Below are 12777 nucleotides of genomic sequence, written 5' to 3' on the forward strand. Positions count from 1 at the left end.
AAAGCGAAGACTATTAGTCCATTTAGCCTGGAACTTACGATGTATACATATAACTTAACACTAATCCTGAAGTCGGTATCCTCTTAGAAATTCTTCAGCGGTCATTTTCTTTTTGCCTTCCAGCTGAAGTTCCTTTATGTCAATAAACCCGTCGCGACAGGCAAAGCGTAAAAAGGATTTTCCATCGCTTTCATGCTGTCCGGGGACAATTCCAGGTTTCTCAGCTAATAATGAAGATTTGTAAATCTTTAAAGTTTTATCGTTCAAAAGGGTGTAAGCAGCAGGGTAGGGGCTCAATCCTCTGATATGATTGTAAATCTTTACGGCTGGTTGATCCCAGTTTATCAGGCAGTCTTCTTTAAAGATCTTAGGTGCATGCTTTACATCTGCTGTCCCGCTTCCTTTAAGCAGCTCTCTCTGGGGCGTTTCCTTATAGTCGCCTTTTTCAATAGCTTTTACAGTTTTAACCAGTAGTCCGGCGCCTGTATGCATTAACTTATCATGTACTTCTCCGGCGGTTTCATTTTCACCAATATCCACCGCTTCAGAGAACAGGATATCCCCTGTGTCAATCTCGTGCTGAAGAAAAAATGTAGTTACCCCGGTTTGTTTTTCGCCATTAATTACCGCCCAGTTGATGGGCGCTGCGCCCCTGTAATCGGGCAGCAGAGAGGCGTGCAGGTTAATAGTACCTTTTGGCGGCATGTTCCAGACTATCTCAGGCAACATACGAAAAGCAACTACCACCTGAAGATCTGCGTTAAAAGATCTTAATTGCTCTATAAACCCAGGGTCTTTGAGCTTTTCAGGCTGTAAGACACTGATATTGTTTGCCGCTGCATATTTCTTTACTGCAGATTCGCTCAGTTTCTGTCCTCTGCCGGCGGGCTTGTCGGGGGCTGTAACTACAGCCACTACATTAAATCCTGCGCCAAGCAGTGCATCCAGCGACGCAACAGCAAATTCAGGCGTTCCCATGAAAATAATTCTCATCCTCGTTCCTTTGATTGTTAGCCGTCAGCAAAGTTCTTAAAAAAGTTCATTCAGTTAGAAATATCTTTATGTAAAGAGGGATATTTAAATAAAGAGCCCTTCAGCTGATAAAACAAAAGGTAGAATTTGCATATTTGCTAAAAGTACAAAATCTGCAGAGTTGAATCTTTCAGCCTTTATAGCAAAAAGAATAACGTTAAAATCACAACGGACATTTTCGAAACTGAGTGTAAGAATTGCTATTGCCGGTATCATGCTTAGCCTGGCTGTGATGATACTGTCTGTAGCCGTAATGAGGGGTTTTAAATCTGAAATAAGAGAGAAGGCGCGTGGCTTTTCGGGGGATATCATCGTAATGAAGTATGATCTTAATGCTTCTTACGAGAATTCACCTTTTTCCGTTGGCGCAGATACCATCGCAAAACTTGCCAGGCTCCCCGGCATTACCTACGCTCAGCCTTATGCGTTGAAGCCTGGAATTATTAACGCCAATAATGAGATTGAGGGCGTTGTATTAAAGGGCGTTGATAAAAACTATCATTGGGACTACTTTAAAAGAATTATGGTCGCCGGGAAAGTGATCGATTTTACAGATAGTCTTAAAGCCCGTACCCAGGTTATTATTTCAAAGTATATCGCCGACCGCCTGCATTTGAAAACCGGCGACGACTTTCTGATGTATTTTGTTCAGGAGCCTTTAAGGAAACGAAAATTCGTTATATCCGGTATTTATGATCTCGGCGTGGAAGAGGTGGATAAGACATATGTACTGGGGGACCTATCTCTGATTAGAAGACTAAATAACTGGAAAGATAATGAAGTTGGAGGATACGAATTACGCGTAGATGATTTCAGCAAGCTTGATGAAACGGCAACAAATGTTTACTACGAGCTGCCTGTTAAACTAAAATCCTGGTCGGTAAAGGAATATTATCCCGCCATTTTTCAGTGGCTGTCGCTGCTCGACGTCAATACCCAGGTGATATTGGTTCTGATGCTTGCTGTTGCTATCATTAACATGGTTTCAGCCCTTCTAATCATTATTCTGGAACGTACGAGCATGATCGGAATATTGAAAGCCCTTGGCAGTACGAACTGGATGATTCAGAAAATATTTTTAACAAACGCCTTCTACCTGATTGGCTTTGGAATGGTGTTAGGAAATGTACTCGGCATAGGACTGGGTCTTTTTCAGACGCATACTCACTTCTTTCAATTAGATCAGGCCTCTTATTATGTCTCCTTTGTTCCTGTCGAACTCAATATTACGGATATACTTCTGCTCAACGCTGGTACTCTCGTAATCTGTTTGATTATTCTTATTATTCCTTCCACTATGGTAACAAAGATTGCTCCGGTTAAGGCAATAGGGTTTAAGTGAGTTATAAGTAGTAAGTTTTAAGTTATACGTAATAAGTGGTAAACATCAGGTCTTTTTTACCTTTAACATACCTTAAAACTTATTACTTACTACTTGAAACTTACTACTTACAAGGTATCACTAATTTAACCTGAAGGCTGTTTTAGTACGGATATCCGAGGACGAAGCGCCGATGATGGCTTCAAAGTCTCCTGGTTCGGCTACCCATTCGTGTTTTGCAGCATCAAAGAAACTTAGCGCAGACTTGTCTATCGTGAAAGACACTGTTTTTTGCTCGCCTGGTTTGAGAGATACTTTTTCGAATCCTTTTAGTTCTTTTACCGGACGGGCAACACTTGCTTTAACATCGTTGATATAAAGCTGAACTATTTCTTCGCCTGCTCTTGATCCGGTATTTTTTACATCAACCGTGAATGTGATTTTATCAGAAGGAGAGATAACGCTCTTGTCGGCTTTTACCTTGCCATACTGGAACGTTGTATAGCTCAAACCATGTCCGAATGCAAATAATGGCTTTATCTTTTTCGCTTCAGCCCAGCGGTACCCAACGAAAATGCCCTCTTTATAAGTAATTTCCTTGTTGCCAGGGAACTCACCTGCATTATGGGCTCCGTTGTCGGTTAGCTTCACAGGAAATGTAAATGGCAGTTTTCCGGAAGGGTTTACATCGCCGGTCAGCACCGACGCTATCGCATTCCCGGTTTCAGATCCGAGGAACCAGCCCTGAAGGATAGCAGGAACTTTGTCAACCCATGGCATGGCCACAGCGTTCCCCGATATGTTGATTACTACCAGGTTCTTGTTCGCCTTTGCCAGTTCACTGATCACGCCATCCTGATTGTAAGGTAATTCCAACTGCTTGCGGTCATTTCCTTCAGAATCCTGGTGATCGCTTTTGTTGAGGCCACCGAAGAACAACACAAGATCAGCGTTTTTAGCTGCTGCAATCGCTTCAGCTAGAATTTCAGAGGCCGGACGTTTATCTGCCAGATTTTGTCCGGTAGCTACCCCGTTATAGTTGCCGGTTGTATCCCCAACATAGCCCCTGGCGTAGGTGACTTCAGCATGGCTACCTATTCTGTTCTTTAACCCTTCCAGCGGTGAAATCTCGTACCTGGCTTTCAACGAAGAACTTCCTCCTCCTACAGTCATCATCTTAATGGCGTTTTCACCAATAACCGCAATCTTTTTCACCTTACTGAAGTTGATGGGGAGCAGATTTCCTTTGTTCTTCAGCAGAACGATCCCTTCGCTAGCGATGCGGCGTGCGGCAAGCGCATGCTCTTCAGTCGCAAAAGATCCGTGAGGGCGGTTTTTATTCATCGTTGTCAGAAATGACAAACGAAGAACACGGCGCACCTTGTCGTCCAGTTCTTTTGTGCCTACCTGGCCCGACTGGATCAGCTTCAGGTAAGGGTCGGCCATGTAATAATTGTCATAAGCACTGCTTTTTCCTTGAGACAGCCCGTTTGTCCATGAACCGAATTCCAGGTCGAGCCCGTTGGTTATCGCCTGCCTTGTATCATGAACGCCACCCCAGTCGGATACTACCACGCCTTTAAATCCCCATTCTTTCTTCAGAATGTCGTTCAGCAGGTACTGATTGGTACAGCAATGCTGCCCTTTATACAAATTGTAAGATCCCATAATTGCCCAGGCGTCGCCTTCCTGCACAGCAGCCTTAAACGCGGGCAGATAAATTTCATAAAGGGTGCGGTCATCTACGTTTACATTATATCCATGCCGGTTTGTTTCCTGGTTGTTCAGCGCATAATGCTTCACACAGGCTGCCACTCCGTTTTGCTGTACTCCTTTAACATAAGGCACTACCATTTTTGCTGCCAGGAAAGGATCTTCTCCCATATATTCAAAATTACGGCCATTAAGAGGCGTGCGGTAAATGTTGACACCGGGGCCCAGCAGAATATTCTTGTTGCGGTATCTGGCTTCGGCACCTATGGATGTTCCATACAGGGCCGCCATGTCCTTACTCCAGGTTGCTGCCAGGCAGGTAAGTGCCGGAAACGCTGTACATGAGTCGTTGGTCCAGCCCGCCTGCGACCATTCATCCCACAGTACTTCCGGACGGATTCCGTGGGGGCCATCCGTTGTCCAGTTTTCTGGTATTCCTAATCGGGGTACTCCGGGGGAGCTGAATTTCGATTGAGCGTGGATGATAGCGATCTTTTCCTTGAGTGTCATTTTACTCAATGCATCTTCAACACGGGCCTCGATCGGTTTGGCGTCATCAAGATAAACAGGCAGCTCATTCTGTGCTTCGGCCTGCTTGAAACTTAGTGTTAGTGTTACGACAAGGATGCTGCAGATGGTGCAGACCCTGGCGTACATTCTTTTCATAATTGAACAGTACATGATTATAGATTTACAGATTTGGTCGGCTAAAAAACTGGCCGGTTAAACTTCAGCATGTAAAGTTAACAGCAGATGAATACTATGAAAGATGAGGTTCAAAAAAAGTAGTGTCTTTTTGTTTTATATTGTTGTCTTACAGTTGTTTATTGCTCTGGTTTTCCTCAAAAAAAGTAGTGGTTGTAGTGCCGGAATTTGCCGGAGGTAAGGTGCCGCCGATGGTCATAACCAGTTTTTCAAAGTCTTCCCGGGCTACCCGCGCTTTATTACGGGCTTTCGTTCTGTAATTGTAAATGGTGCTCAGGGAATAACGAAGAAACGCCGCTATTTTAACGCTGTCGGTAATGCCGAGCCTGACAAGGGCGAAAACGCGAAGCTCGGTATTAAGCAATTCGCCATGTTTCAGCGTTACCTGCTCATTGGGAAGCAGCAGCTCATTGAATTCATGGATAAATTGAGGGTAGAGGTTTAAGAATATGTTGTCAAATACTTTGTAGAGCTCCTCAATTTCATTCTCCACTACAGCATTTGATCGCAGCATTTTAAAAAGAGCGTCGATCCGTTTTTCAGTTGCTACCTTATTCAGGTTTTTCCGGTAGTCTTCAAGCTTATTGATGTAGGTAGAGCAAAGGTCGAAAAACTGCGCAATATATACTTCTTTCACGTGGTTCGATTCGAATAGTTGGGCGTTTACCTCGCTCAGATGAAAATTAGTTTTGCTCAGCTGCTGGTTGAGTCCGGCCAGTTGCTGACCGGTGATGTGTAACTCTTCTTTTATTCTTGATACCTTCTTCATCTGAAGATAGACGTATATAATTGCAGCAGTGAGGATAACCGAGAGTATGCTGATTAGCAGAAGGTAGAGCTGAAGCTGGTTCTTTTGTTTTGCCTCCTTTTCGAGATATGCCGTATTAATGATAGAATACAGTTCTGACATTCGTAATGTGCGGAACTTCACATCACAAAATATAGCATCGTCAATGGCCGACCGTGTATAGGTGTAGGCCCGGTCAATTTCACCATCGTAATAAAACACAATAGCAAGATTTTGCAGGGAAGCGTGGTCTTTAATAGCGTTTTTGATATCGGTGATGGCAGACAGCGCATAATAGTGAATAGCCTGGTCCATTCTTCCCTGTGAATGATATACGGTTGCCAGAAGATAGGTCCCCATGGCATAATCTGCATAGTTTCTTTTCGCTTCTCCCAGCAGTTTTAAGAGATGGCTCTGAGCCTCTTTTAGCTTACCGTCATAGATATATTTTTGTGCTCTGTTTAGCTTGAACTTTACAGAACTTGGGTTCAGTTCGTTTAATAGGGAATCACGGTATTTACTTATCTGAGCAACATAGGCCTTATTATAAGTATTGGTGGTGTAGTGCTCCAGGAAGAGGATCTGTGATTCGTAATACCTTATCCAAAGCGGCTTTGAAAGAGATTCCCTTTTAACACTTTTCAGGATGTTCTGCGATTCGAGGAACTTGCCAGTGGAAGAATATAAATTTGACAACTGGAGGAGGCTGGCCGTGATCAGGTCGTCTCTTTTCAGGGAACGTGCAATCTGAAGACACCGGTCGGCATACGAAATTGCAATAGTGATTTTATACTTCTGATATTCCCCGCATAAGCGCTTGTTGATATTGTATTGCCCCAGGGGCGACCGGTTGCCTGACAGAACTTCTTTGAGCCTGGCGATCCTCTTCTCTTTTTTTTGAGAATATGTTTCTTTATTCCGGATAGCCGCGTTCAGCTCTGTGATAACTGCCTGCGTATCTTCAGCAAAAGTTATTTTGCCCGAAAAAAGTAAGAGAATAAGCAGGAATCTGACGGTCTTCACTATTCATCATTCAGGTGGAAGGCAAAGATAGTAATTTACAGATAAGCCGGCAGTACAGCACGATGATTGCTGTAAGCTGCCGGCTTAATGGAACATAGTTCTGGTTAATCTACTCTTCTGAAGTCAATATCCGATATTGTGATGCCACCGGTTCCCAGGTTCCCACCACCGCCTCTGATCACGATATAGACTTTGCCGCTTGTGTTAAACTTCACAATGTTACCGCTTCCGGAGCATTTAATGGTCGACAGCAGCCCGTTAAAAGGTGTATTGCCGCAGCCCGACCATGTGTTTAGTCCCATCCGGTTTCCTCCGTCGCCGTAGTCAGAACCCTGTGAAGGAACTGCCGTACCTACATATACTTCAAGCCAGGTATCGGAGGCGCCGTTGCCCGCTACTTTCATATCGATTTTATAGTTCTTGTTCGCTTTTACCTGTATGGGCTGGAAGACGCCTTCATGTCCCCAGTTTCCTCCTTCGGCAAGGATACTGCCGTTGGGGTTGACCGTGAAGGTGACTCCGGCTGATATCCGCAAAACCTGCCAGGCCGAATGAACCAGCAGATTAGTGGGAGGAACAACCTCATCCAGTAAAGAATCTACATCGAAATAAACCACTGCTTTCTCCTTTGTTGGGTCAACAGAAAATTGGGAAGGATTGGCCAGCTTTAGTCCTATTGCAGCTTTTTTTCCTGAATATTGATTTAGTCGTGCAATCTTTATTTTGGGGAAGGCATTACCCGTTATTACGTTTCCGGTTTTGGATAAGGAAACCTTTGTTTCAAGGCTGTAATCGTCTGGTGTCAGCGTTACTGTGCCGGCAGGGAGTTTACCTGCCTGTATCAGGTTGGCTACTGCATTGTTATCGGCAAGTACATCTACTGTAAAAGCGCCTAGATCGGCAGTGCCTTCGCGCTCAACCGCCACGGGTAACTCAACCGTATTAGTCGTTCTGTTTAATGTATATCCTGCCGAAACCAGATTGATCTTACCATTGTTGGAAGCGGCCGATGGGAAGCCAATCAGGCCAGCTACCGAATTAACATTAAAATAAAGGACCACCCTGTTCATGTCATCACTCACCGAGTATCGCGAAGTTCCGGTTATTTTTAGCCCCACAGCTACGTTTTTGCCGGCATATTGTCCCAGGCTTCGGATCTTAACCTTCGGAACCGCATTCCCTTTCATCATATCATGCTCCACCTGCAGTGTGTCTGTTGCGACTAATGTAAAGCTGGCAGGGTCGAGGACAACTGTATTTGCAGGTAAGTCGCCCGATAGTATAAGAGCGGGAATGGCGCTGTTATCAACGGCTATATCCACCGTAAACGGCTCCGACCCGGCCTGCCCTCCGCGGAATATAGGGATAGGAAAATTTGCTGTTTGGGTTTTAACATCTATTTCCATTTTTGTGTCCTGAATCCCGTTAATAATTCCTTTATCTTTCCCATTAAGGAAATACACTTTAAAGGGCTCATTTCCTGTTGCATTGATTCCTTCAATCGTTTCCTGTTTACAAGCTGAGCTGAACATCAGCAGGCAGGCGAACAGTGTTGATATAGATTTATGAAATTTCATATCTGTAATCATTTTATGGTCTGAATTATATTACCAACCGGTATTTTGTGCCCATCCGGTCTTGTTGACCTCTGCCTGGGGAATTGGATACCAGTTCATTTTCCCGTCAAAAGCTCTGTCCTCCAGTTTCTTCACAGAGTAGGTGAATGTCGCCGTACTTCCCGAGCCATTTTTTGTAATGTCAACGCGGTTCAGTGGAGCTTTAAAGTAATCAGTCGCCTTATTCCAGCGGCGGACATCCCAAAAGCGGTGGTTTTCAAAACTCAGTTCAACGTTTCTTTCCCTTTCGATTGCAGCCTGATTTAGTTGAGCTGCAGTTAGCGGCGGCATGCCAGACCTGTTTCTCACCTGATTGATGGCCTGAAGGGCTGTCATTCCGAAACTTCCCGGATCAGATTCTGCTCCATAAGCATTGAACATCGCTTCAGCATAATTTAACAATACCTCAGCATAACGGAAGTAAATCCAGTTATGATCGGAAGTGGTGTTGGTGACAAGGTTGAGCGCAGGATTACTCCATTTAGAAAGATAATAACCTGTTTTGGTAGCGTTCAGTTTAGGAAGACCGCTGTTTCCGCCATAGAATGTCTCTATTGTTGTGGAATTGAACATCGAATTATTGGTGATCACTGTTGCCGCCAGTCTGGGATCCCTGTTCTGATACGGATTGCCCGTATGGGCAGGATTACTCCAGTTGAAGGGAACCGAACCAGTTACCGTGCCTGCGCCATCCTTTTCCAGCACTTCGAATGCATCCACAAAATTCTGTGAAGGTGTTACACTCTGGCCATTGCTATTTTCAAATACAATGGGGAAGTTGTTTTTTTCAATCCAGTTCATCGCACCATATCGCCTGTAGAAGATCAGTTCGGCTGTGCCGGCATTGTCTTTACTGAATATCTTCGCATACGAGGCGTCGAGGCTATACTTCGCAAGCTGGATCACTTCGTTGGCTGCGCTTGCTGCCTGTGCCCAGGTTATGGTCGATCCGTTTGCTTTATACAAGGGACTCGCTCCATACAGTAATACTCTCGCTTTAAGTGCTCTGACAGCCCCATGTCTCACTCGCCCGTCGTCGTACCACGACGCAGTAAGATTTGCGGGGATAATTGCAGCGGATTTATCACACAGTGAAACAATATATTTCAGGGACTCGTCCAGTGTACTCCTTTGGACATTTTTCCATGTTGATGCATCTGCAGGGTCGAGCGGTTCGTCTAAAAGCGGAACCCCGCCGTATCTTTTTACCAGCTCGAAGTAAAAGAATGCCTTCAGAAACAGGGCTTCGCCTTCCATGTACTTTACATTGTCACGGGCGTTGAAGTAGTTGGAAGAGTCGACACCCACTACGCCGTTCTTAATATAGGCGATGTCAATTGTTCCTTTGTTTTTGAGGAATAGATTCGCATTCCTGATCCCTTCAAAGTTATTGTTCCATGACGCATCAGGGTTGGTGTACTGATTCCATATCCCCAGGTTAAATGTCTGCGAGGTGGCATCAACACTTGTGCTTTCTGCATTATCCGTCGCTGCTTCCATATTTAAGTTTGCGAAGCCATCGGGAAGGTAACTGTAAATATTCCAAAGCGCCGACTGGGCGTAGGGGTAATTGCTGTATAACTGTTCTACAGATATGTTGGCGTCAATCTTTCTGACATCTAAATAGTCATCCTTACAAGCGCACAAAGCCGAGGCTAATGTCAACAAGGAGATTATATAATGATTTCTTTTCATTGTCTATGCTTTACAGATTATTATTAAAACCGCGCTTTCATTCCGAAGGTCACCGCCTTCATCAGCGGATAGCCCATCGACAACCGCTCTGCTTCAAGGTCTTCCAGTTTATCCAATGTAAACAGGTTCGTACCGTTCAGGAATACCCGGATGTTTTCGATCCTTTTAACCGACTTGATCTTAGGGATTGTATACCCCAGCTCAACACTTCTCAGCTTAAAGAAATTTCCATTGCGCAGCCAGAAGTCTGATTGCTGGTCGTTGTTTTTATTGCTGAGCGTAGACAACCTCGGGTAGTCGGCTGTCGCCGCATTCTCGGGAGTCCAGTTATTCAGCGAGAAAGCGGTCATATTGTTATTGTTTACAAACGGGTGTGTATAGATGTAGGTATCGTTCAGCAGGCTTACTGTGCGGTTTAGTACTCCTTGCATGTATGCATCGAAATCAAACCCTTTAAACCTGAATCCCAGGTTAAAACCTAATGTTACTTCCGGCAATTTTGCATAGTCGAAAGGAACCATGTCATAGTTGTTGATCACTCCGTTATTGTCCTGGTCTTTGAATTTCAGATCACCGGGCTTAACGGTTGCATATGAAGACGTTACAACACCTTGCTTTGGAAGGCCGTTCGCATCAAAGTCCCCTTCCTGGTAGAATCCTTCGAAAGCCAGACCTTTAAACTGATCAAGTCGGTATCCTCTGGCGTAGAGGTAATCGAAAGGCTGGGCCTCTTCAGATTTTTTTGTGATCTCGTTCCTTGCAAATGCAGCGGAGCCTCTCAGGTAGTATTTAAAGTTATGATCGTTGTTGTCAAATGAAAGAGATGCTTCAAATCCGTGATTTTTTACCTCTCCTGTGTTCATATACTGAAGAGAAAACCCTGTAAAGGCAGGAATGTCGGCATTGGGTATTTCCAGAATGCCCGACCTCTTTTCGCTGAATACATCAATGTTGGCCGTCAGCTTTTTAAATAACTGGAGGTCAACGCCAATGTTCAGTGTGGTTTTTTCTTCCCATGTTGCATCCGGATTGGCGATCGATCCTTCCTTTCTGCCGTCTTTCGTCGAGTTGCCGGTACCCAGTTTCCAGCTGCCAGCCCCTGTTGCCCACTGCTGATAAAGGAAGCGGCGGTCTTCGTTCGTGTTTCCTACTTTTCCATAGGTGGCACGAAGTTTTAGGTAGCTAATCGCGGTGCTGTTGTTTAGAAAATCTTCGTTAGATAGTACCCATCCCAGCCCAGCTGCAGGGAAGAATCCATACCGTTTCCCGGGAGCAAAATCGGTAGATCCGATGTATGATGCGACGAAATCAAATAGATAGGTCTTATTATAGTCGTAAGATACGTTTCCGGATAGACCCTGATTCCTCAGTTCGTACACAAGCCCGTTTTTAGAGTAGTTTTGCCTTTTTGCCAAAACGCTTCCTGACCAGGTATTTTTACCGAAGGTCCTGCTGTATTCTAGTCCGATCTGCCCGGTAGTTCTGTTCCAGTGACTGGTTTCGCCTTCATTGATGTTTTCGCTTACACTACCCCTCTGGATGTAAATCACCTCGCCGTTCGCGTTTAAAAGTGGCTCATCATTTGCCCCCTTGCTGATTTCGTAGGCTGGCTGGCCAAATTGCTTTTGATAGAAGCCCACATATTGGTTGCTGAATGAAAGGCCTCCTTTTAATGCCAGTCCTTTTGTTATAGCATCGAGCTTTTCGGTAAAGGAGACATTGGTTTGAAGGTTACGTGTATGAGAGTTCCAGATACCGAAGCGCTGCAGTCTTTGCACGGGATTAAAATTATAGGCCGAACTCGTACCCCAGGTACCGTTAGGATTATGAACAGGGAAGGCTGCAGCAGGAATCCTTAACAGATTGTCGAATAATTCAGTTGCGGTAAATCCCGCCGGAGTATTTTTGTCTTCCGTGATTGCCGAGATATTGGCGGTAACAGAAAGACTTTTGCTTAACTGCAGATCGACGTTACCTCTTAAGTTGATCTTGTTATAACGCGCATTCGTGCCGAAGTCCTTGTCGATAGCGTCAGCATTTTTATAGAGACCTGTGAAGTCGGTATAATTCATCAGTACGAAATACCGCGTCTTGGGACTTCCTCCTCTGAAAGAAACGTTATAGTCCTGGATCTTTGATGTGTTCTTCAGAGCCTCCTTATACCAGTCCACATTTGGATGAAAAGGGTCGTCTGTCGCCTTATAAAGTTCCGGATTATTATACTTCAGTGGTAGTCCGTCATTGGCCAGCGCTTTGTTATAGTTGCTTGTGAAATCAAAGGCATTCACCACGGAGGGCAACTCTATCGCACTCTGAATGCCATAGCGGGCGTTCGCCGAAATCTTCACTTTGTCATTGCTGCCAGACAATGTCTTAATCCAGAGGACACCTGCGCCTCCCTGAAGTCCGAATGGAGCCAGGGCGAGGGCATCTTTAAGCAGTGTGACAGATTCAATCTCGTAGGCCGACAGAGAACTGATTGCATTCATGTCAACCTCGTATCCGTCAAGGTAAATAAGTACTTTATTTCCGCCGATATTCCAGCTGCTTTGTCCTCTTAAATAAAGGGTGGGATTGTCGTATCCCGGTTCACCAGAGCCTGTCTCTACGGTCAGTCCGGGGATCCTTCCCTGAAGGGTATTCAGGAGGTTCCCCACCATCATTCTTTGGATCTCTTCTCCGCTTAATGTGAAGGTTGATCCTGTCCTGTGCTTAACTACAGACACCGAAGAGGTGTCTGAGCTGGTTTGAGCCCGGGCAGTCAGAAAGCAGAAGAATGAAAAAATACAGGCAAAAAGTTTAATATATTCTTTTCTTATTTGTTTCATTTGAATAAATATTGGTCAGTGTGCCTTTAGTCAAAGGCGTCAGCGAGCACACTTTGT

Annotated in this window: 7 protein-coding genes; 1 reads left to right on the forward strand and 6 read right to left on the reverse strand. The window is 44.8% G+C overall.

The features are described from left to right. Positions 1 to 60: 60 nt before the first annotated feature. Positions 61 to 993, reverse strand: coding sequence for a methionyl-tRNA formyltransferase (gene fmt / locus BDE36_RS07615; protein ID WP_128769481.1), 933 nt, complete (start codon positions 991 to 993; stop codon positions 61 to 63). Positions 994 to 1153: 160 nt separating this feature from the next. On the opposite strand from fmt, the gene BDE36_RS07620 reads away from it, so the two are divergent. Further along, positions 1154 to 2374, forward strand: a complete 1221-nt coding sequence (locus tag BDE36_RS07620; RefSeq protein ID WP_128769480.1) for an ABC transporter permease — start codon at positions 1154 to 1156, stop codon at positions 2372 to 2374. A gap of 120 nt (positions 2375 to 2494) precedes the next feature. On the opposite strand, the gene BDE36_RS07625 is transcribed toward BDE36_RS07620, so the two are convergent. The 5 genes from BDE36_RS07625 to BDE36_RS07645 form a co-directional block, all read right to left on the reverse strand. Continuing rightward, entirely contained in the window at positions 2495 to 4732 is a 2238-nt protein-coding gene (locus BDE36_RS07625) for a glycoside hydrolase family 3 C-terminal domain-containing protein (RefSeq protein WP_235904261.1), read from the reverse strand. Between the two features lie 148 nt (positions 4733 to 4880). Next, on the reverse strand, positions 4881 to 6581 hold the full coding sequence (locus tag BDE36_RS07630; RefSeq protein WP_141814388.1) for a DUF6377 domain-containing protein: 1701 nt from the start codon (positions 6579 to 6581) through the stop codon (positions 4881 to 4883). A gap of 104 nt (positions 6582 to 6685) precedes the next feature. Further along, positions 6686 to 8158, reverse strand: a complete 1473-nt coding sequence (locus tag BDE36_RS07635; RefSeq protein WP_141814389.1) for a DUF1735 domain-containing protein — start codon at positions 8156 to 8158, stop codon at positions 6686 to 6688. Positions 8159 to 8188: 30 nt separating this feature from the next. Continuing rightward, complete coding sequence (locus BDE36_RS07640; RefSeq protein WP_141814390.1) at positions 8189 to 9892, reverse strand: RagB/SusD family nutrient uptake outer membrane protein; 1704 nt, start codon at positions 9890 to 9892, stop codon at positions 8189 to 8191. 23 nt (positions 9893 to 9915) lie between these two features. Further along, on the reverse strand, positions 9916 to 12720 hold the full coding sequence (locus BDE36_RS07645) for a SusC/RagA family TonB-linked outer membrane protein (protein WP_235904262.1): 2805 nt from the start codon (positions 12718 to 12720) through the stop codon (positions 9916 to 9918). Between the last annotated feature and the right edge of the window lie 57 nt (positions 12721 to 12777).

This window comes from Arcticibacter tournemirensis (assembly GCF_006716645.1).
Classification (GTDB): domain Bacteria; phylum Bacteroidota; class Bacteroidia; order Sphingobacteriales; family Sphingobacteriaceae; genus Arcticibacter; species Arcticibacter tournemirensis.